18 protein-coding genes are annotated in these 21,023 nt (G+C 69.6%); 12 read left to right on the top strand and 6 right to left on the bottom strand.

Annotation, left to right across the window (positions count from 1 at the left end; translation table 11 throughout):
- The first annotated feature begins 29 nt into the window (after nucleotides 1-29).
- Both A4W93_RS20560 and A4W93_RS20565 read left to right on the top strand, forming a co-directional pair.
- Entirely contained in the window at nucleotides 30-572 is a 543-nt protein-coding gene (locus tag A4W93_RS20560; protein ID WP_085752383.1) for a DUF4256 domain-containing protein, read from the top strand.
- Between the two features lie 7 nt (nucleotides 573-579).
- Nucleotides 580-1,185, top strand: a complete 606-nt coding sequence (locus A4W93_RS20565) for a hypothetical protein (protein ID WP_085752384.1) — start codon at nucleotides 580-582, stop codon at nucleotides 1,183-1,185.
- A gap of 1 nt (nucleotide 1,186) precedes the next feature.
- On the opposite strand, the gene A4W93_RS20570 is transcribed toward A4W93_RS20565, so the two are convergent.
- The 3 genes from A4W93_RS20570 to A4W93_RS20580 all read right to left on the bottom strand — a co-directional run bounded on the left by A4W93_RS20570 (nucleotide 1,187) and on the right by A4W93_RS20580 (nucleotide 5,356).
- Nucleotides 1,187-1,606, bottom strand: a complete 420-nt coding sequence (locus tag A4W93_RS20570; protein ID WP_085752385.1) for a GFA family protein — start codon at nucleotides 1,604-1,606, stop codon at nucleotides 1,187-1,189.
- A 41-nt stretch (nucleotides 1,607-1,647) separates the two neighbouring features.
- A complete protein-coding gene (locus A4W93_RS30735; RefSeq protein ID WP_085752386.1) occupies nucleotides 1,648-3,564 on the bottom strand; it encodes a Cache 3/Cache 2 fusion domain-containing protein in 1,917 nt (638 codons plus the stop codon).
- 157 nt (nucleotides 3,565-3,721) lie between these two features.
- A complete protein-coding gene (locus tag A4W93_RS20580; protein WP_085752387.1) occupies nucleotides 3,722-5,356 on the bottom strand; it encodes an alkaline phosphatase D family protein in 1,635 nt (544 codons plus the stop codon).
- Nucleotides 5,357-5,516: 160 nt separating this feature from the next.
- Between A4W93_RS20580 and A4W93_RS20585 the strand changes: the two genes are divergently transcribed.
- A complete protein-coding gene (locus A4W93_RS20585) occupies nucleotides 5,517-6,095 on the top strand; it encodes a DJ-1/PfpI family protein (RefSeq protein WP_085752388.1) in 579 nt (192 codons plus the stop codon).
- Between the two features lie 83 nt (nucleotides 6,096-6,178).
- Nucleotides 6,179-6,544, top strand: coding sequence for a ribbon-helix-helix domain-containing protein (locus A4W93_RS20590; protein WP_085752389.1), 366 nt, complete (start codon nucleotides 6,179-6,181; stop codon nucleotides 6,542-6,544).
- A 1-nt stretch (nucleotide 6,545) separates the two neighbouring features.
- On the opposite strand, the gene polA is transcribed toward A4W93_RS20590, so the two are convergent.
- Nucleotides 6,546-9,350, bottom strand: a complete 2,805-nt coding sequence (gene polA / locus A4W93_RS20595; RefSeq protein WP_085752390.1) for a DNA polymerase I — start codon at nucleotides 9,348-9,350, stop codon at nucleotides 6,546-6,548.
- A gap of 46 nt (nucleotides 9,351-9,396) precedes the next feature.
- Here polA and A4W93_RS20600 point away from each other — a divergent pair, with 46 nt between their 5' ends.
- From A4W93_RS20600 to A4W93_RS20615, 4 genes are read left to right on the top strand one after another with little or no spacing between them, the layout of a single operon-like run.
- Nucleotides 9,397-9,699 carry a hypothetical protein gene (locus A4W93_RS20600; protein WP_099959947.1) on the top strand — a complete coding sequence of 101 codons (303 nt, stop codon included), beginning with the start codon at nucleotides 9,397-9,399 and terminating at the stop codon, nucleotides 9,697-9,699.
- Nucleotides 9,699-10,661, top strand: a complete 963-nt coding sequence (locus tag A4W93_RS20605; RefSeq protein WP_085752391.1) for a homoserine kinase — start codon at nucleotides 9,699-9,701, stop codon at nucleotides 10,659-10,661. Before A4W93_RS20600 ends, A4W93_RS20605 begins: the two co-directional genes overlap by 1 nt.
- Nucleotides 10,662-10,685: 24 nt before the next feature.
- Complete coding sequence (locus A4W93_RS20610) at nucleotides 10,686-11,498, top strand: BPSS1780 family membrane protein (protein ID WP_085752392.1); 813 nt, start codon at nucleotides 10,686-10,688, stop codon at nucleotides 11,496-11,498.
- 4 nt (nucleotides 11,499-11,502) lie between these two features.
- Nucleotides 11,503-12,261: an SDR family oxidoreductase gene (locus tag A4W93_RS20615; protein ID WP_085752393.1), complete on the top strand. Its 759-nt coding sequence runs from the start codon at nucleotides 11,503-11,505 to the stop codon at nucleotides 12,259-12,261.
- A 102-nt stretch (nucleotides 12,262-12,363) separates the two neighbouring features.
- Here A4W93_RS20615 and A4W93_RS20620 read toward each other — a convergent pair whose 3' ends face one another.
- The gene (locus A4W93_RS20620; RefSeq protein WP_237357590.1) at nucleotides 12,364-14,670 is read right to left on the bottom strand and encodes a PhoX family protein; all 2,307 of its coding nucleotides are present in this window, start codon (nucleotides 14,668-14,670) and stop codon (nucleotides 12,364-12,366) included.
- 163 nt (nucleotides 14,671-14,833) lie between these two features.
- On the bottom strand, nucleotides 14,834-17,194 hold the full coding sequence (locus A4W93_RS20625; RefSeq protein ID WP_085752394.1) for a UvrD-helicase domain-containing protein: 2,361 nt from the start codon (nucleotides 17,192-17,194) through the stop codon (nucleotides 14,834-14,836).
- A 98-nt stretch (nucleotides 17,195-17,292) separates the two neighbouring features.
- On the opposite strand from A4W93_RS20625, the gene A4W93_RS20630 reads away from it, so the two are divergent.
- The 4 genes from A4W93_RS20630 to A4W93_RS20645 all read left to right on the top strand — a co-directional run bounded on the left by A4W93_RS20630 (nucleotide 17,293) and on the right by A4W93_RS20645 (nucleotide 20,946).
- Nucleotides 17,293-18,129 carry a DUF6502 family protein gene (locus A4W93_RS20630; RefSeq protein WP_085752395.1) on the top strand — a complete coding sequence of 279 codons (837 nt, stop codon included), beginning with the start codon at nucleotides 17,293-17,295 and terminating at the stop codon, nucleotides 18,127-18,129.
- Complete coding sequence (locus tag A4W93_RS20635) at nucleotides 18,126-19,325, top strand: DUF4382 domain-containing protein (RefSeq protein WP_085752396.1); 1,200 nt, start codon at nucleotides 18,126-18,128, stop codon at nucleotides 19,323-19,325. Before A4W93_RS20630 ends, A4W93_RS20635 begins: the two co-directional genes overlap by 4 nt.
- Nucleotides 19,326-19,338: 13 nt before the next feature.
- Nucleotides 19,339-19,842: a hybrid sensor histidine kinase/response regulator gene (locus A4W93_RS20640; protein ID WP_085752397.1), complete on the top strand. Its 504-nt coding sequence runs from the start codon at nucleotides 19,339-19,341 to the stop codon at nucleotides 19,840-19,842.
- Nucleotides 19,843-19,968: 126 nt separating this feature from the next.
- A complete protein-coding gene (locus A4W93_RS20645; protein WP_085752398.1) occupies nucleotides 19,969-20,946 on the top strand; it encodes a GMP reductase in 978 nt (325 codons plus the stop codon).
- The last annotated feature ends 77 nt before the right edge of the window (nucleotides 20,947-21,023 follow it).

Below are 21,023 nucleotides of genomic sequence, written 5' to 3' on the forward strand. Positions count from 1 at the left end.
ATCGGCGCTCCACCCCTCGAAAGCCACCCATGACACCGCACGAGAAGGACCTGCTCCCGGCGCTGGAAGCCCGCTTCAGGAAACACGCGAAGCGGCACCCGGGCATCGCCTGGTCCGACGTCCTGGCCAGGCTGGAGAAGCGCCCCGAGGCGCTCGTGTCCCTGCAGAAGATGGAAGCGACGGGCGGCGAACCCGACGTGATCGGCCAGGCTCCGGACGGCGCCGGCGTCGTCTTCGCCGACTGCGCCGCCGAAAGCCCCGCCGGCCGCCGCAGCACCTGCTACGACGCCGACGCCCTCGAGGCCCGCAAGGAGAACAAGCCTGCCGACAGCGCCATCGCGATGGCCGACGCCATGGGCATCGCACTGCTGACGGAAGCGCAGTACCGCCACCTGCAGACGCTGGGCGAGTTCGACCTCAAGACCTCCAGCTGGCTCCTGACGCCTCCGGAAGTGCGCAAGCTCGGCGGCGCGCTGTTCTGCGACCGGCGCTACGGCCAGGTCTTCACGTACCACAACGGCGTGCAGTCGTACTACGCGGCGCGGGGCTTCCGCGGCTGGCTGCAGGTCTGAGGCGATCGTGCGCCCCGGCCCGCCCATCGAACCCCGACGAGTCACGCTCGACGAGCTCCGCCTGTGGGTGGCGGGCCGCGGCAAGCACGTCCTGACCTTCCTCGGCTACTCCGGCGCCGGATACGAGACGCCCGACGGCATGCTGGCGGACGCCGAGGCCGTGCTCGCCAGCCATGACCCGGACCGCGTGATCGTCAACGTCGGCGCGACGGCGATCGGCATCGGCGCCGTCTACGTCCCGGCCCGGCAGCGCGGCTTCGAGACCCTGGGCATCGTCTCGTCCCGGGCGCTGAAGGGAAACGCCCGATGGTCGCCGGCCGTGGACCACGTCTTCGTCATCGAGGACGACACCTGGGGCGGCACCGACGCGGACGGCCACCTGCACCCCACCTCCGCGGCCATCGTCGCCGTGAGCGACGAACTCGTGGCGATCGGCGGCGGCGACATCTCCCGCGCCGAACTGTGGGCCGGCCGCGGGGCGGGCAAGCCCTGCCGCTTCATTCCCGCCGAGTTCGAGCACGAACTCGCGTTGCGCTGGGCCCGCGAAGCCGGCAGATCGGCGCCCTCGCACTTCGCCAGCGTGATCGGCGAGGCCGCCTGGCGCTTCCCCTAGATCAGGGCGTCTCGAATTCCGGGTACTGGGGCAGCCCGTCCGTGATGTCGAACCAAGGCGCCTTCGACGCCACGTGGATGTGCACCGTGGGCCGCAGCGACGGCGCCTCGTCCAACGAGCCGTAAGCGACGTGCGCCCAGGCGCCTTCGCGCACGATGGAGTACAGCAACGAGCCGCACGTGCCGCAGCGCACGTCGTGGCACGCGTCGTCGCCCACGACGAGCACGCGGTCCGTGCCCTGCGTGAGGCGCACGCGGTGGCGTTCGATGCCACCCAACGGCTTGAAGGCCGAGCCCGTCGCGCGCCGGCAGCGCGAGCAGTGGCAGTTCAGCGCATAGACGAAGGCATCGGCGACGGCGTAGCGCACGGCGCCGCACTGGCACCCGCCCTGAAGCGGTCGGGCGGAGGGAGATTCGGTCACGGCATCGCTCCTGCGAAAGACCGCAGGAGGATACCGCTCTCTTACAGCTTGAAGGCCTCCATCGCCTTCACGACCTGCTGCGCCTGCGTGCGCAGGCTCTCGGCCGCGGCCGCGCTCTGCTCCACCAGCGCGGCGTTCTGCTGGGTCGTGCGGTCCATCTCGGTGACGGCCATGCCCACCTGCTCGACGCCGGCGTTCTGCTCGCTCGTGGACGCGCTGATCTCGGCCACGATGTCGCTCACGCGCTTGATCGCGGCGACCACTTCCGACATCGTCGCCCCCGCCTGGCCGGCGAGCGCGCTGCCCTGCTCGACGCGCGTGACGCTGTCGCCGATGAGGGCCTTGATCTCCTTGGCGGCCTCGGCGCTGCGCTGTGCGAGCGAACGCACCTCGCCCGCGACGACCGCGAAGCCGCGGCCCTGTTCGCCGGCACGCGCCGCTTCCACGGCCGCGTTCAGCGCGAGGATGTTGGTCTGGAAGGCGATGCCGTCGATCACGCCGATGATGTCGGCGATGCGCTTGGCGCTCGCGTCGATGCCCTTCATCGTGCCCACCACCTGGTCGACGACGTCGCCACCGCGCGCAGCCACGTCGCTCGCGCCCTGCGCCAGCGTGTTGGCCTCGCGGGCGTGGTCGGCGTTCTGGCGCACCGTGGAGCCCAGCTGCTGCATCGACGCGGCCGTCTCCTCGAGCGCGGCGGCCTGGCGTTCGGTGCGCTGGCTCAGGTCGTTGTTGCCCTGGGCGATCTCGGCGCTGGCCACCGCCACGCTGTCGGCGTTGCGGCGAACGCTGCCGAGCGAGTCCATCAGCTGCACGCGGAAGCCTTCCATCGACGTCATCAGCTGGCCGATCTCGTCCGTGCTGCGCGCGGCGAGCGGCCGGGTCAGGTCGCCCTGGGCGAGCTGCGTGAGGCGGGACTGCAGGTCGACCACGGGCCGCACGATCAGGCGGTTCGACACGAACACCAGCACGCCGGCCGTCGCGGCGAGCGTCGCCGCCACCGCGAGCCACAGCAGCTTCAGGATCTGCTTCGTGTCGGCCGTGATCTCGGTCACCGGCACCTCGGCGACGAGCGCCCAGTTCCATGCCTTGTTGCGCACGAACACGCGCCGCACGGCGCCGGACGGACCGTCGACGACCGTGTCGCCCGACTCGTCGGCCTGCAGCGTCTTCAGGAAGGCCTGGTCGGCCTCGCTGCCCTTCGCGAGCGTGCGCGCCTCGTCCTCGCCGAAGACGTTGCCGAGGCTCGTGCCCGGGCGCAGCTCCACGGCGTAGAGGCGGCCGGTCTCGAACAGCGGGCGGGCCTGCATGGTCTTGCGCAGCTGCGCGAGGTCGTCCGTCATCGGCACGCCGATGTAGAGCACACCGATCGTGCGGTCGCCCTGGCGGATGGGTTCATAGACGTGCATGTAGGTCTTGCCGAACAGCGCGAAGCGGTCCACGCGCGTGCGGCCGTCGATCATGTCCTGGTACGCGGGCGACTGCTTGCCGAGCAAGGTGCCGAGCGCGCGGCTGCCGTCTTCCTTCTTGACCGACGTGGTGATGCGCATGAAGTCGTCGCCCACGCGCGCGAACACGGTGGCGACCGACCCGGTGGACGCGGTGAAGCGGTCGACGATGTCGTAGTCGCCGTTCACGGCCTCGCCGCCGTGCATCAGCTGCGACGCGGCCTTGCCGTCGGCGGTCTCGCGCTCGACGAGCTGGAAGGCTTGCGGGAACGAGGCCTTGAAGATGCCGAAGTCGCGCAGCGCCGACTTGCGGAAGTTGGTGTCCGACGTGGTCAGCAGCATCGACGCGGTTTCGACCGCGCCCTCGATGCGCCGTTCACCGGCATCGGCGCCCTGGCGCCAGAGGGTCAGGCTGACGAAACCGATCGCAGCAACGAGCACGAGAGCGGTGGCACCGATGGCGCTCGCGGAAAGTTTGGCCCCGATGCTGCGGGAGGTGAGGTTGAACATGGAACAGGTTCCAATCGCGGGAGAGGGGGCCGTCCCGGGCTGGACGACTCGTCCCGCAACATCGGCTGGGCGACCGGATCCTTGAGGAAAATCAAAGGGTAAACCCCAGATTTCCGATGGGCCGCGCAATCGTTCACGGACCGCGCGGCCACTTCGGTCAACTCCCGCGCGGCGACAGCGCCTTCCGGTAGATCGACGTGCCCTCGAGGTCGCGCAGGTCCACCACCAGTTCGCCGCTGCGCCCGTCGATGTTGACCTCGCCGAAGAACTGCATGCCGGCGTAGGGCGACAGGTTGGCCTGGCCGGCCGCCGGCGCCTTCACGAAGGCGAGCTGCGGCCCGAAGGTGCCGTCGAGCGCGTTCGGACCGAAGGTGCCCGCGTTCAGCGGGCCGGCGACGAACTCCCAGAACGGCTCGAAGTCGCTGTACGCGGCGCGGTTCGGGTCGTAGTAGTGGGCCGCGCAGTAGTGCACGTCGGCCGTCAGCCACACGGTGTTGCGCACCCGGCGGCGCTGGATGAAGGTCAGCAGCTCGGCGATCTCGAGTTCGCGGCCGCGGGCCGGGCCGTTGTCGCCGTTGGCGATGGCCTCCCACTTCGCGTTGCCCGCCGCGTCCTTGCCGTCGGGCACGTGCAGGCCCACGGGCATGTCGGCCGCGATCACCTTCCACGTGGCGTTCGAGCGGGCCAGCTCGCGCTTGAGCCAGTCGAGCTGCTCGCGGCCCAGGAACGCGGTGTCGTCGCCCGGCTGCTGCTGCAGGTTGGCGGAGTTGGGGCCGCGGTACGAGCGCATGTCGAGCACGAACACGTCGAGCAGCGGGCCGTGGGACACCTTGCGGTACACGCGCTGCGATTCGCGCGCGTCGAACGGGCGCATCGGCGCGTAGTCGAGGAAGGCGCGGGTGCCGCGGGCGGTGAGCAGCGGCACGCTCTTGACGGTGTAGCGGGCGTCGGCCGACAGGTCCTTCGAGTCCGACCAGTTGTTCGTCACCTCGTGGTCGTCCCACTGCCAGATCTGCGGCACCTCGGCGTTGAAGCGGCGCATGTTCTCGTCGAGCAGGTTGTAGCGGTAGCGGCCGCGGTACTCGTCGAGGGTCTCGGCCACCTTCGAGACCTCGGGGGTCACGAGGTTGGTCCACAGCCGGCCGTTCTCGGCCGTGACCGACGCGGCGATGGGGCCGTCGGCGTAGATGGTGTCGCCGCTGTGCAGGAAGAAGTCGGGGCGGCGCTGGCGCATCGCCTCGTAGATCTTCATGCCGCCGAAGCCGGGGTTGATGCCCCAGCCCTGGCCGGCCGTGTCGCCGCCCCACACGAAACGCACGTCGCGGGCGCGCGGGCGGTGGCGGCCGTTCGTGTCGTCGCCCTGCAGCGGGGCCACGGTGAAGCGGCCGGTGACCGGCGCGCTGAGCGAGCGGGCGCTGTCGAGGCCCTGGAAGGTCACGCGCACGAACACCTCGCGGCCTTCTGGCAGGTTGGCGAGGTCCTGCCGGGCGATGAAGTCGGCGCCCTCGAGGGCGTGCGGGCCCGTGATGCGGCGGGCGTTCGTGAACCGCTCGTCGAACGCGACGTCGACCAGCATGCGGGCGGGCCGGTCGGCGCGCGACCACACCATGACCGAGCCGCCGAGCGGGTCGCCGAGCTGCAGGCCCTGCGCGGCCACCGGGCGTTCCGCGTCGGACGCGATCACGGCGGGCGCCTGCTGGGCCGCGGCCCAGGACGGCAGCAGCAGGCCGGTGGCGGCCTGCAGGACGGTGCGGCGGGTGGGCGAGGCGTTGTCGTCTTCGCGGAAGGACATGGCGGGCTCCGGCGTGAGGGGTGGATGGGAGGCCCCATGCTCCGAGGCCCCCATGACGTCCGGATGAACAACAGCCGGCTGTTACCCATGCCGTCCGTGCCGTTTCCAGAATGGGGCCCTGCCGCCGCATGGTGCGGGGGCACGAGACAGGAGAGATTCGATGGGCAAGAAGATCCTGATGCTGGCCGGTGACTACGCCGAGGACTACGAGACCATGGTGCCGTTCCAGGCGCTGCTGGCCGTGGGACACACGGTGCACGCGGTGTGTCCCGACAAGAAGGCCGGCGATTTCGTCCACACGGCGATCCACGATTTCGAGGGCGCGCAGACCTACTCCGAGAAGCCGGGCCACCGCTTCGTGCTGAACGCCACCTTCGCCGACGTGAAGGCCGAGGACTACGACGCGCTGGTGATCCCGGGCGGCCGCGCGCCCGAGTACCTGCGCATGAACAAGGCCGTGCTGGCCATCGTCCAGCACTTCTCGCGCGCTGACAAGCCCATCGCCGCCGTGTGCCATGGCGCCCAGCTGCTGGCCGCCGCGGGCACCATCCGCGGCAAGAAGGTCTCGGCCTACCCGGCCTGCGCGGCCGAGGTGGAACTGGCCGGCGCGACCTACGCCGACATCCCGGTGGACCAGGCCGTGACCGACGGCAAGCTCGTCACCGCCCCGGCATGGCCGGCCCATCCCGCGTGGATCGGCCAGTTCCTCGCGGTGCTCGGCACCACCATCACGCACTGATCGATCGACAGGGGAATTCCCCCAATCGCGGCACGGGCTCCGGAAGGTCCAAGATGTCGTCTTGGCCGAACCCGGAGTCTTCCATGTGCGAGATCTTCATCAGCGCGAGCCCCGAGAGCTACGAGTCGCGCACCCGCTCCGTGCGGCTGCACGGCGTGGTCACCAGCCTGCGCCTCGAGAACCTCTACTGGGACGTGCTGGGCGAGATCGGCGAGCGCGACGGCATGACCGTCACGCAGCTGCTGGAGCGCCTGTACGACGAACTGGCGTCGTCGCGCGGCGAAGCGGTGGGCAACTTCGCGTCGTTCCTGCGGGTGAGTGCGCTGCGGTACATGGCGCTGCAGGCGCACCAGCGCATTCCCACGGACGTGAACGTGCCCATCCGGTCGCTGGATGCGCGCGAGGTGCTGGCCGACTGGCAGGACGTCCGCGAATCCGCGGCCGCCTGACTCAGTGCGCCTTGTCCCAGTTGGGGCCGACTCCCACCTCGGCCAGCAACGGCACCTTCAGTGACGCCACGCCGGCCATCAGGCGTGGCACCTCCGCCTTCGCCCAGTCGAGTTCGGCGTCGGGCACCACCAGCACCAGTTCGTCGTGCACCTGCATCACCATGCGGGTGGCCCGGCCCTGCTGGTCCAGTTCGCCCTGCACCGCGATCATCGCGAGCTTGATCAGGTCGGCCGCCGTGCCCTGCATCGGCGCGTTGATGGCCGCGCGTTCGGCTCCCGAGCGGCGCGGGCCGTTCGGGCTGTTGATCTCGGGCAGCCACAGGCGGCGGCCGAACACGGTCTCGACGTAGCCGCGTTCCTTGGCGGCGGCACGGGTCTCGTCCATGTAGCGCTTCACGCCGGGGTAGCGCGCGAAGTAGCGGTCGATGTACGCGGTGGCCGCGGCCCGCTCGATGCCGAGGTTGCTCGCGAGGCCGAAGGCGCTCATGCCGTAGATCAGGCCGAAGTTGATGACCTTCGCGTAGCGGCGCTGTTCGCTCGTGACCTCGGCGGGCGCTGCGCCGAAGATCTCGCCGGCGGTGGCGCGGTGGACGTCCATGCCCTCGGCGAAGGCACGCAGCAGGTTCGTGTCGTCGCTGATGTGCGCCATGATGCGCAGTTCGATCTGCGAGTAGTCGGCGCTCAGGATCGAGTGGCCCGCCGGGGCGATGAACGCCTCGCGCACGCGCCGGCCCTCGGCCGTGCGGATCGGGATGTTCTGCAGGTTCGGGTCGTTGCTGGAGAGCCGCCCCGTCACCGCCACGGCCTGCGCGTAGTTCGTGTGCACGCGGCCGGTGTCGGGGTTGACCATCAGCGGCAGCTTGTCGGTGTACGTGCCCTTGAGCTTGGCGAGGCTGCGGTGCTCCAGCAGCTTGGCCGGCAGCGGGTAGTCCTCGGCGAGCTTCTCCAGCACCTCCTCGTCGGTGCTGGGCGCGCCGCTCATGGTCTTCTTGATGACCGGCAGGCCCAGCTTGTTGAAGAGGATCTCGCCGATCTGCTTCGGCGAGCCCATGTTGAACGGCTGGCCCGCGAGTTCGTGCGCCTCCTGTTCCAGCTGCATCATGCGTTCGCCGAGCTGCTGGCTCTGCTGGGCCAGCACGGCGGGATCGATCAGCACGCCGTTGCGCTCGATGCGCTGCAGCACGCCCGACACGGGCATCTCGATGGACTCGTAGACGTAGCGCAGTTGCGGCTCGGCCTCCAGGCGCGGCCACAGCGTCTGGTGCACCTGCAGCGTCATCTCGCTGTCCTCGCCCGAGTACAGCGTGGCGCGTTCGACGTCCACCTGCGAGAACGGGATCTGCTTCGCGCCCTTGCCACACACGTCCTCGTAGCTCAGGCCCGCGCGGCCGAGGTGGCGCGACGCGAGGCTCTCGAGGCTGTGCGGCTTGTGCGCCTCGAGCACGTAGCTCTGCAGCATGGTGTCGTGCCGGAAGCCCTTCGCGGTGATGCCGTGGTTCGCGAACACCTGCACGTCGTACTTGATGTTCTGGCCCACCTTGACGTTGGACTCGTCCTCCAGCCACGGCTTCAGGCGCGCGATCACCTCGTCGAACGGCAGCTGTTCGGGTGCGCCGGCGTAGTCGTGGCGCAGCGGCACGTAGGCGGCCACGCCCGGTTCGGTGGCGAACGACACGCCCACGATGCGCGCGCGCATCGGGTCGAGCGAGTCCGTCTCGGTGTCCACGGCCGAGATGGGGGCGGCGCGCAGGCGCTCGATCCAGCCGTCGAGCACGCCGAAGTCGATCACGGTCTCGTAGCGCTTCTCGAGCGCGGGACCCTCGGGCACCGGCGGGTCGGCGAACAGGTCGCCGGTGGCCGGCTGCCCTGCCCCGCCATTCACGGCCACGCTGCCGCGCGCCATCGAGGCCTCGAGGCTCTTGAGCAGGGTCTTGAAGCCATAGCGCTTGTAGAACTCGAGCAGGCCTTCCTGGTTCACCGGGCCGAGGGCCAGGGACTGGAAGTCGGGCCAGTCGGGCACGTGGCCGCTCAGGTCGCAGTCGTTGACGATGGTGATCAGGCGGCGGCCCTGCGGCAGCCAGTCGAGCGCGCGGCGCAGGTTCTCGCCCGCCACGCCCTTCATCGTGGCCGCGGCGGCCATCACGCCCTCGAGCGAGCCGTGTTCGGCGATCCACTTGGCCGCGGTCTTCGGGCCCACCTTGTCGACGCCGGGCACGTTGTCGACCGCGTCGCCGATCAGCGTGAGGTAGTCGATGATGCGCTCGGGCGGCACACCGAACTTCGCGGCCACGCCGGCGATGTCGAGCGACTCGTTGCTCATCGTGTTGATCAGGCTGACCCGGTCGTTGACGAGCTGGGCCATGTCCTTGTCGCCCGTGGAGATCAGCACGTTCAGGTTCTGCTTCGCCGCCACGCACGACAGCGTGCCGATGGCGTCGTCGGCCTCGATGCCCGGCACCGACAGCACGGGCCAGCCGAGCAGCCGCACCACCTCGTGGATGGGCTCGATCTGCTTGGCCAGGTCTTCCGGCATGGGCGGGCGGTTCGCCTTGTACTGGTCGTACCAGGTGTTGCGGAAGGTGTCGCCCTTGGCATCGAAGATGCAGGCGCCCAGGCGCGCCGGGTACTGCTCGCGCAGCAGCCGCATCATGCCCACCATGCCGTGCAGCGCCCCGGTGGGGAAGCCGTCGGGGCCGCGGAGGTCGGGCAGCGCGTGGTACGCGCGGTACAGGTAGCTGGAGCCGTCCACGAGCAGCAGCAAACCGGGATCGTCGGCGGGGGTCGGGGCTTGGTTTTCGGCGTTCATCGGGCGATTGTCGGGGATGCCGGGCGAGCCTGCCTACAATGGAGGGATGAAGCGCCCCGCCCTCCTCCTGATCACCCTGACGGTGCTGGCCGCCGGCGGCGCCCGCGCGGCCGACGCGCCCGCGCCGGCCCCGGCCGAACCGCCCCAGAAACCCGAGCCGGTGGTGGAGTACACCATCATCGAGGACGACGGCGCGCGCATCGACGAGCTGAAGGTGCGGGGCGAGGCCCAGGCGGTCTCGGTGCGCCCGAAGGGCCCCCTCAAGAGCCCGTACGAAATCGTGATGTCCAAGCGGGGCAGTTCGGGTGGAGCGGTCGGCCAGCGCGTCTGGCACGTGCTGTCGTTCTGATGGCCGTCTTCACCGAAGTCGGCTTCGACGCCGCCGCCTCGCTCGCCGACCACCTCGGCATCGGTCCGCTGACCGAGCTCAAGGGCATCGCCTCGGGCATCGAGAACACCAACTACTTCGCCGACACCGCGAAGGGCCGGTACGTGCTCACGCTGTTCGAGCGCCTGACCGCCGAGCAGCTGCCGTTCTACCTGCACCTGATGAAACACCTCGCGGTCAAGGGCATCCCGGTGCCCGAACCGCAGGCCGACGCCAGCGGCGAGATCCTCCACGCGCTGTGCGGCAAGCCGGCGTCCGTGGTCAACCGCCTGGTGGGCGGCCACCAGCTCGCCCCCGACGTGATCCACTGCGAACAGGTGGGCATGATGCTCGCCCGCATGCACCTGGCCGGCGGCGACTACCCCCGCCACCAGCCCAACTTGCGCGGCCTGGACTGGTGGACCGAGACGGTGCCCGTCGTGCTGCCGCACCTGACGCCCGAGCAGGCCGAGCTGATCTCCTCCGAACTCGCGTTCCAGCAGCACCTGGCCGGCACGCCCGCCTACGCGTCGCTGCCGCGCGGCCCGGTGCACGCCGACCTGTTCCGTGACAACGTCATGTTCGACGGCCACCGGCTCACCGGCTTCTTCGACTTCTACTTCGCCGGCATCGACACCTTCCTGTTCGACATCGCGGTGTGCCTGAACGACTGGTGCATCGACCTCGACACGGGACGGATGGAAACCGAGCGCGCCGCCGCATTCGTTGCCGCCTACCACCGCGAACGGGAACTCTCGGGCAGCGAACGGCGTCTGATGCCCGCGCTGCTGCGGGCCGGCGCGCTGCGGTTCTGGATCTCCCGCCTCTGGGACTTCCACCTGCCGCGCGACGCGTCCATGCTCAAGCCGCACGACCCCACCCACTTCGAACGGGTGCTCCGCCAGCGGATCGACGATCCCTGGCACCCCGGCCTGACCACCTGATCGTTTCCTGATCGTTCCCTTCCCATGCCCGTCGAGATGAAGCTGCAGCACGTCCCCGCCTCCCGCGGGGCGATGTGGGTGCGCCAGGGGTTCCGCGCGTTCGCGCTGCGGCCGCTGGCGTTCATGGCCCTGTTGTTCACCTACACGTTCGCCAGCCTGCTGCTGTTCCAGCTGCCGTGGATCGGGCTCGTCGCCCTCGCCTGCCCGCCGCTGCTCGCGCTCGTCTTCATGATCGGCACCCAGCTCGCGCTGAACGGCCGCATCCCCACGCCCGCACTCTTCGCCGCGCCGTTCCGCGTGAGCCGCGCCCAGAGCTTCGCGCTGGCCAAGCTCGGGGTGCTGTTCCTGCTGCTGTCGGTCGGTGTGGTGCTCCTCGGCCACTGGGCCGACGGTGGCAGCCTGGTCCGTGCGATGGGGCTGATGTCCCGCCAGGACAATCCCGCCGCGCAGAAGGAGCTGGCCGAGCTGTTCGTCTCGCCCCAGCTGCAGTTCGGCGTGCTGCTGCGCTTCGGCCTGATCGCGTTCCTGATGCTGCTGTTCGCGCACGCGTCGGCCCTCGTGCACTGGGGCGCCCACGGCACGGCCAAGTCCCTGTTCTTCAGCACGGTCGCCGTGTGGCGCAACAAGGCGGCCTTCGTCGTGTACGCCGCCACCGGTTTCCTCGTGCAGATGGGGTTCTCGATGCTCACGTCGGTGCTGTTCGCGATCGCCCCGCAGATCGCGAGCCTCGTCATGCTGGTCACGAGCGTCGTGCTCGCCACCGTGTTCTGCACCTCGCTGTTCTTCACCTTCGTCGACAGTTTCGAAGCGTCCATCACCCCGCCTGCGGAGTCCTGACCCCATGAGCACCCCGAGCAAGATCGCCCTCGTCACCGGCGCCGGCACCGGCATCGGCCGCGCCACCAGCCTTGCGCTGCTGCGCGCGGGTTACGCCGTGGCCCTCGCCGGCCGCCGCGCCGAACCGCTGCAGGCCGTCGTCGCCGAGGCGGGTGAACTGGGGGTCCATGCGCTCGCGGTGCCCACCGACGTGGGCGACCCCGACTCGGTCAAGGCGCTGTTCGCAGCCATCGACGCGCGCTTCGGCCGCCTCGACCTGCTCTTCAACAACGCCGGCTCCGGAGCGCCCGCCGTGCCCCTCGACGAACTGCCGTTCGAGACGTGGAAGAAGGTCGTGGACGTGAACCTCACCGGCCCCTTCCTGTGCACGCAGGAAGCCTTCCGCATCATGAAGCGCCAGACGCCGCAGGGCGGGCGCATCATCAACAACGGCTCGATCTCGGCGCATGCGCCGCGGCCGTTCACGGCACCGTACACGTCGACCAAACACGCGATCACGGGCCTCACGAAGGCCACCTCGCTCGACGGCCGCGCCTGGAACATCGCCTGCGGCCAGATCGACATCGGCAACGCCGCCACCGAGATGACCGAACGCATGACCCGCGGCATCCTGCAGGCCAACGGCCAGACGGTGGTCGAGCCGCGCATGGACGTCCAGCACGTGGCCGACGCCATCGTGCACATGGCCGCGCTGCCGCTCGAATCGAACGTGCAGTTCATGACGATCATGGCGACGAAGATGCCGTACATCGGGCGCGGTTGATCGCTGCGCCCGTGCCCAGGGTCCCGGCCTTCGCCGGGACGACCCCGAAGTGAAACGGCCCGCAGGCTTGCGCCTGCGGGCCGTTGTCACGTCAGGAGACGATCAGCTGCCGATGCGGCCGCCGTCGTTCTTCGTGATCGCGATCGTGGCCGAACGCGGACGCGACGTGGCGTTGCCCGCCGTGGCCTGGTAGCCGGCGTTGCCCGGCCAGTGGCTCTTGTACTTCGACGGATCGCCGATGTCGGCCGGCGACAGGCCTTCGCCCGGGTGCTGGATGTTCGCGAACAGCGTCTTGCCGTCCGGCGTTTCCGTGCAGCCGGTGAGTTCGCACTCGACCGGGCCCACGAGGAAGCGCTTCAGCGTCGTGGCGGTAGGCTGCTTGCCGACGAACGTGTCGACCGTGCGCAGCGTGGTGACACCGGTCTTGTCCTTGTAGGTGAGCGTCGTCTTCGCACCGTCGCCGACCACACCCGGAACGCCGACCAGCATCATGCAGTTCGTCGCGTCGGTGTAGGCGCCATCGTCGGTCTGGATCCAGCACAGGCCGGTGTTCTGGCTGAACCAGAGGCCGTCCGGGCTCGAGAAGTCGTTGTCATCGGTCAACGCCGAGATGTTGATCGTCGACAGCTGCGGCTTCTCCGCCACCGTTTCCGGCGTGGCCTGCGCGCCGAACAGATAAACGTCCCACTTGAACGTGAGCGCGGCCGCCTCGCCACCCGTCTCGGCCATGCGGATGATGTGGCCGTTGACGTTGCCGCCCTGGTTCGCGCCGTTCTTCAGGTCATCGTATGCGCGCGGGTTGGCGGCATCGACTTCCTGCGCGGCACCCACCGTGATCGAACGGTTCGAGTTGTTCGTCAGCGTGTAGTAGATCTCGCCCGTGGTCGGGTGCACCGCGCACCACTCCGGACGGTCCATCTTGGTCGCACCGACGGCGTCCGCGGCGAGGCGAGCGTTGACGAGCACGTCGGCCTGGTCGGCGAAAGCGTACGTCGCGTAGCCCGAGATGGCGGCGTTCGCGATGTTCAGTTCGATCCAGGTGCCCGTGCCGTCGGCAGCGAACTTGGCGACGTACAGCTTGCCCGTGTCCAGGTACGCGTCACCGGTGGTGATGCGGTTGGTGGGGTTCGCGTCGGCGGCGTTCCAGGTCTTCGTCGAGACGAACTTGTAGATGTACTCGCCACGCGAGTCGTCGCCCATGTAGACGGCCAGCGGCTTGCTGGCCACGACCTTGCCGAAGGCGGCGCTCTCGTGGGCGAAACGACCGAGGCCCGTGCGCTTCTTGACGGCCACGGCCTTGTCGAACACGTCCATCTCGACGATGTAGCCGAAGCCGTTCAGCTCGTTGCGGTAGTCGTCGGTGCCGTCGGTGCTGGCGCCGGTCTTTCCGATGAAGAAGCGGGCGGCGCGGTCGTCCGTCGCGGCGTCACCGGTGGCGGGCACGGTTTCCCAGCCGTGGCGGCTCGAGGCCGTCTGGTTCACGCCGTAGCGGTTCAGCGAGGCCACGCTCTTGTCGTTGCCGCGGATCGTGTTGTCGGTGGTGTGGCCGGCGCGGCTGCGGGTGAAGTAGCCCGCCCAGTTTTCTTCGCCGGTCAGGAACGTGCCCCAGGGGGTGCGGCCGGTGCCGCAGTTGTTGATGGTGCCGCGGATCTTGGTGCCGTCGACCGAGTACTTCGTCTTCACCAGCGCGTTGCCGCGGACGGGACCGGACAGCTGAAGTTCCGTGAAGGGCGTGACGCGGCGGTTCAGCGCGCCGGCCTGCACGTAGGCCCACTGGCCGTTCGTCTTCTTGACCTCGACGACCGACAGGCCGTGGATGTCGATTTCCTTGAGGGCTTCGCTGGCCGGACGCGGGTTCACCGTGCCGCCGTTGGCGTGCAGGTAGAACGAACGCACGTCGGCGTTGCTCGTGGCCTCGTGGTTCATCGCCAGCAGGCCGCGTTCGGAGTTGTTGGCGTCGGGCGCATTGCCGGTGGCGGCCAGGCCGAAGTACTCCATGCCGTCGTGGTGGTCGCCGGCGCGCTTGTCCATGTCGACGTCGGTGCCGTCGTTCTTGTACGCCGCGACACCCGCGACGATCGGGTCACCCAGCGCGTAGATCGGGGCGGCGGTGTAGCCGACCGGCACGGTGACCTTGTCGTCCCGGCTCTTCGCCACGGCCGCGAAGGCCAGCGAGGTGATGGCCGACGGCGCGGCGGGCACCGGGGTCACCGGCTCGTCGTCGTCGCTGCCGCAGGCGGTGAGGCCCCAGGTGCCGAGCACGGCCGTGGCGGCGGTGCCGACACCCCCGCGCAGCATCGAGCGGCGGCTCAGGCGGGCGTCGAGCACCGTCAGGAAGCTGTCGTTGCCGGAGGTGTTGAGGTCGATGTCGTCGTGGTCGACGGAGAGGTTTTGGACTTCGTTGTTCACTGCAGGGCTCTTTTGTGAAGAAAGATTTCGTACCGCTGCAGGTTAAAAAGCGACCGTGAAGAGTCCGTGACAGTCTCGAGACATTCCTGTCACATCGGTAGCCCGATCGCCCTCCGTCCACCGGCTCATCGCACGCCTCCCGGCGCGCGAACCGGCCCGTTCGTCAATCCACCGGCGTCAGCTTCGCGATGCTCAGCTGGAGCCACTTCATCCCGTGGCGGCCGAAGTTCACCTGGGCGCGGGCGTCCTCGCCCTGCCCTTCGATGGTGAGGATCACGCCCTCGCCGAACTTGTTGTGGAACACCGACTGGCCGGACTTCAGGCCCTGGGCCGTGGTGGTCTTCGGTCCGGCGCTGCTGGCGGTGTTGAGCGTGTTGGGCCGCGGTGCCTGCTGGCCGGCGCCCACGATGCCCGACAGGCCGGAGCCCTTCTGCCAGGCCGACTGGTATTCGCGCGCGAAACCCGAGCCGAAGCCCTGGTTGCGCGGCGTGAGCCAGCGCAGCGTGTTCTCGGGCAGCTCGTCGAAGAAGCGGCTCTTGACGTTGTAGCGGGTCTGGCCGTGCAGCATGCGCGTCTGGCTGAAGCTCAGGTACAGCCGCTTGCGCGCGCGCGTGATGGCCACGTACATCAGCCGGCGCTCCTCCTCGATGCCGTTGATGTCGGCCACGCTCTTCTCGTTCGGGAACAGCCCTTCCTCGAGGCCGGTGATGAACACCGCGTCGAACTCGAGGCCCTTGGCCGCGTGCACGGTCATCAGCTGGATGGCGTCCTGCCCGGCCTGTGCCTGGTTGTCGCCGGCCTCGAGCGAGGCGTGCGTGAGGAAGGCCGCGAGGGGCGACATGATCTCGCCGGTCTCGGCGTCGGGCGTGAGGTCCACGGCGGCCACGGCCACCGGGAGGCCCTCGGCCAACGCGCCGGCGTGTTCGTCCACCGGCAGGGCCACGGCGTCCTTGCCGAAGCCTTCCTGCGTGACGAAGGCCTCCGCGGCGTTGACCAGTTCCTCCAGGTTCTCGAGGCGGTCCTTGCCGTCCTTGTCCGTCGTGTAGAACGTGACGAGGCCCGAGTGGTGCAGCATGTGCTCGATGATCTCGCGCAGCGTGAGGCCGCGCGTGCCCTCGCGCATCGCGTCGATCAGGGCCACGAAGCCCTGCAGGTTCGAGCCGCTCTTGCCGGCCACCGCGCCCACGCTCTGGCTCAGGCTGCGGCCGCTGGTGCGGGCGGCGTCCTGCAGCTGCTCGACGCTGCGCGCACCGATGCCGCGTGCGGGGAAGTTCACCACGCGCAGGAAGCTGGTGTCGTCGTTCGGGTTCTCGATCAGGCGCAGGTAGCTCAGCGCGTGCTTCACCTCGGCGCGTTCGAAGAAGCGCAGGCCGCCGTACACCTTGTACGGCACGCCGGCATTGAACAGCGCGCTTTCCATCACGCGGCTCTGCGCGTTGCTGCGGTACAGCAGCGCGATGTCGCTGCGGTTCACGCCGTCCCGGTGCAGCTGTTTCGCCTCGTCGACGAACCACTGGGCCTCGGCGAAGTCGCTCGTGGCCTCGAACACCCGCACCGGTTCGCCGGGGCCGGCCTCGGTGCTGAGGTTCTTGCCGAGGCGCTTGGAGTTGTGGGCGATCAGTTCGTTGGCCGCGTCGAGGATGTTGCCGAACGAGCGGTAGTTGCGCTCGAGCTTGATGACCTGCTGCACCTTGAACTCGCGTTCGAAGTCGGTCATGTTGCCCACCTGGGCGCCCCGGAACGCGTAGATGCTCTGGTCGTCGTCACCCACCGCGAACACCGCGGTGTGGGGGCCGGCGAACATCTTCAGCCACGCGTACTGAAGCTTGTTGGTGTCCTGGAACTCGTCGACGAGGATGTGGCGGAAGCGGTGCTGGTAGTGGTCGCGCAGCGCGGCGTTGTCGCGCAGGATCTCGTACGTGCGCAGCATCAGCTCGGCGAAGTCGACCACGCCCTCGCGCTGGCACTGGTCTTCATAGGCCTGGTACACCTCGGCGAGCACGCGGCTCTGCGCGTCGTGCACCTCGATGTCGCCCGGGCGCAGGCCCTCTTCCTTGGCGCCGGCGATGGCCCAGGTGATCTGCTTGGGGACGTACCGTTCCTCGTCGAGGTTCATCGCCTTGATCACCCGCTTCACGGCCGACAGCTGGTCGGCCGAGTCGAGGATCTGGAAGCCCTGCGGCAGCCCGGCGAGTTTCCAGTGCGCCCGCAGGAAGCGGTTGCACAGGCCGTGGAACGTGCCGATCCACATGCCCCGCACGGGCATCGGCAGCATCGCGCCCAAGCGGGTGAGCATTTCCTTCGCGGCCTTGTTCGTGAAGGTCACCGCCATCACGCCGCCGGGCGACAGCTGGCCGGTCTGGATGAGCCACGCGATGCGGGTGGTCAGCACCCGGGTCTTGCCCGACCCCGCCCCGGCCAGGATCAGCGCGGGACGCGCCGGGAGCGTGACGGCCGCGAGCTGTTCCGGATTCAGGTTGTGCAGCAGCGGGGACGTCGGATCGGAGGAAACAGGGGAATGCATTCCCGCATTCTATTGAGCCGCGGCTGGCCCGAACGAGGGAGCCAGATCCGTTCCTTTTTGGCTGGACACTCGCCGTTTTTGGGATTATTTTCCCAATTGTGTCCGAAACGCCCACCCTGCCCCGCGCCCTCGAACAGGCGCTGACCCGCCTGTTGCGTCCGCTGTGCCGGCTGATGCTGCGGCACGGCATGTCCTTCGGCGCCTTCCAGGCGGTGGCCAAGCGGACGTACGTCGACGTGGCCATGACCGAGTTCGCCCTGCCCGGCAAGAAGCCGTCGATCTCCCGGGTGTCGATCCTGTCGGGCCTCACCCGCAAGGAGGTGCAGCGGCTGCTCGCCGAACCCGCCGAGGCCGATGCCGTCGGCGCCGAGCGCTACAACCGCGCCTCGCGGGTGCTGACCGGCTGGGTGCGCGACAGCGACTACAACGACCCCCAGGGCCAGCCCCGGGCGTTGCCCGTGGAGGGCGATGCCAGCTTCGCCACGCTGGTGCGCCGCCACAGCGGCGACATGCCGGCGCGGGCGGTGCTCGACGAACTGATGCGGGTGGGCGCGGTGCGCCGCCTCGACGACGCGCGCGTGGCGCTGGTCGCCCGCGCCTACGTGCCGCAGGCGAGCGTCACCGACAAGCTGCACATCCTCGGCACCGATGTGGCCGACCTGATCGGCACCATCGACCACAACCTCGTCCACGGCGCGGCACAACCCCGCTTCCAGCGCAAGGTGCTGTACCACGCCATCCCGGCCGAGGCCGCCCCTGCGTTCCACGCCCTGGCGGCCGCCGAATCGCAGGCCCTGCTGCTGCGCCTCGACCGCTGGCTGGCCGCGCACGACACCGCCTCCCCCACCGATGCGCGCGTGCGCATCGGCCTGGGCATCCATGCCGTCGAGGAGGCCGTGCCGGCCGGCCTCGCGACCGAAAGCCACGCCCCATGAGCCTCCGCGATTTCACACCGGCCGCGCTGGCCGCCTCCCTGCTGCTCACCGCCTGCGGTGGCGGAGGGAACACGGGAGGCGGAGGCGGCATCGGCGGCACGGGCGGCACCATGCGCCTGTCGATCACCGACGCCCCGGCCTGCGGCTACGACACACTGCACGTGACGATCGAGCGCGTGCGCGTCCACCAGAGCGCAAGCGCCGCTGACGGCGACGCCGGCTGGTCCGAGATCGTGCTGTCGCCCGCCCGCCGCATCGACCTGCTCACGCTCACCAACGGCACGCTTGCGGACCTCGGCGAAGTCACGCTGCCCGCAGGGCGCTACACGCAGGTCCGGCTCGTGCTCGCCGACAACGCCGCGGCGGGTGTTCCCGCCAACGCGGTGCGGCCCACCGGCAGCCCCGAGACGGCGCTCACCACGCCGTCGGCCCAGCAGCCGGGCGGCCTCAAGCTCGCCGCGGGCATCGACGTGACCGAGGGCCAGGTGGCGGAAGCGGTGCTCGATTTCGACGCCTGCAAGTCGATCGTGCGCCGGGGCACCGCGGGCCAGTACAACCTGAAGCCGGTCATCTCCGTCATCCCCGTGCGCGCGGGCGGCGGCGACCGCCTGATCTCCAGCCAGCGGGTCACCGGCTACCTCGATCCGTCGATCGCCGCCGGCGCCTCGGTGTCGATGCAGCTCGACGGCGTGCCCGTGAAGGCCACGGTGCCCGACCCCGCCGGCCGCTTCGTGCTGTACCCGGTGCCCGTGGGCACGTACGACCTCGTGGTGACGGCGCCCGGCCGCGCGGTCGCCGTGGTGTCGGGTGTGCCCGTCTCCGCTTCGTCCGAGACACGCCTCAACGACGCCTCGCACCCGGTGCTGCCACCGACGAGCTCGCCCCGCGCCGTCACGGGCCGCGTCCAACCGCCCACGGCCACGGTGCGGGCCTTGCAGACGGTGCCCGGCGGCCCCGCGGTCGAAGTAGCCTGGGGTCCGGTCGACGCGGGCTCGGGCGACTTCGATCTCTCGGTGCCCGTCGGCCTGCCCGTGCGCGCGGTCTACGCCCGCCCGCCGGCGATGCTCGACTTCGCCGTCAACCTCGCCGGCACGCCGTCGGCCCGCATCGACGCCCGTTCCGACGGCGCACGCCAGACGCTCGACATCGACCCCACGGCCACCACGGTGCCGCCGGCCAACTTCAGCTTCCCCTGAACGGCGGCCTCGCGTGAAACATCCCTGGATCCACGACCACCCCGCGCTGGCGCGCCCGGTGCCGGACGCCGCGGCCGGCATCGAGGTCGTCGAGATCGTGCACCCCGAGCGCTTCTGCTTCGGCGCCGAGACGCGAAGCCCGGCCTCCCCCGCGCAGGCCCGCATCCTGATCCTGGACACGCTGGCCCACCTCGCCGCGATCACGGCGTCCATGCTCACCGACCTCGGGTACGAGGCCCGCTGGTGCATCGACAGCCGCGACGTCATCGAACACCTCGACCGCGACGCGGCCTGCGACCTCCTGGTCGCCCCGGCCTTGAACCCGACGCTGGACGCCGGCCTCGCGCTGGCCCGCGCGGCCCAGGCCCGCCAGCCCGCGCTGCGCATCCTGCTCACGCACGGCTCGGCGCAGGACGTGGGCACGGCGCCCTTCGAGCGACTGGCCAAGCCCTACAGCCAGACCAAGCTGCACCACAAGGTGCGCCAGGTGCTGGTAGCCCCGCCCGGCACGCCGTAAGGATTTCCAAGCGGCGTAGAATTCGTCACCGGGCCCAAATTTTGGTGCCCGGTTTTTTGTTTCCGGCGCCCGCCGGAGGGAACCGGGTTTTCCAGGTCAAGCGCTCGCATTTCAAGGAGCGACTCAATGGAAATCTTCGACTACGACAACGTCCTGCTGCTGCCCCGCAAGTGCCGCGTGGAAAGCCGGTCCGAGTGCGATGCCTCCGCCGAGCTGGGCGGGCGCACCTTCAAGCTGCCGGTGGTGCCGGCCAACATGAAGACGGTGGTGGACGAACCCCTCACCGAGTGGCTCGCCGCCAACGGCTACTTCTACGTGATGCACCGCTTCGACCTCGACGCCGTGGCCTATGCCACGCGCATGCGCGAGAAGAACCTGTTCGTCTCGATCAGCTCCGGCGTGAAGGCGGAGGACTACGCCGTGATCGACCGCCTCGCCGCGAGCGGCGTGGGCGCCGACTACATCACCATCGACATCGCGCACGGCCACGCCGAGAGCGTGCGCAAGATGATCGAGCACATCAAGGCGAAGCTGCCGGACACCTTCGTGATCGCCGGCAACGTGGGCACGCCCGAGGCCGTGATCGACCTCGAGAACTGGGGCGCCGACGCCACCAAGGTGGGCATCGGCCCGGGCAAGGTCTGCATCACGCGCCTGAAGACCGGTTTCGGCACCGGCGGCTGGCAGCTGAGCGCGCTGAAGTGGTGTGCCCGCGTGGCCACCAAACCCATCATCGCCGACGGCGGCATCCGCGACCACGGCGACATCGCCAAGAGCGTGCGCTTCGGCGCCGCGATGGTGATGATCGGCTCGCTGTTCGCGGGCCACGAGGAATCGCCCGGCAAGACGGTGGAGGCCGACGGCAAGCTCTTCAAGGAGTACTACGGCTCGGCCAGCGACTTCAACAAGGGCGAGTACAAGCACGTCGAGGGCAAGCGCATCCTCGAGCCCATCAAGGGCAAGCTGGCGGACACGCTGCGCGAGATGCGCGAGGACGTGCAGAGCTCGATCAGCTACGCCGGCGGCACGAAGCTCGCCGACATCCGCAAGGTGAACTACGTGATCCTCGGCGGGGACAACGCGGGCGAGCACCTGCTGATGTGAGCCCCGCGCCGTCATCCCGGCGGAAGCCGGGACCCACTGGCGGCACCGCGCGCAGGATCCGCAGTGGGCCCCGGCGT

Source organism: Piscinibacter gummiphilus (genome assembly GCF_002116905.1).
Taxonomy (GTDB): Bacteria; Pseudomonadota; Gammaproteobacteria; order Burkholderiales; family Burkholderiaceae_C; genus Rhizobacter; species Rhizobacter gummiphilus.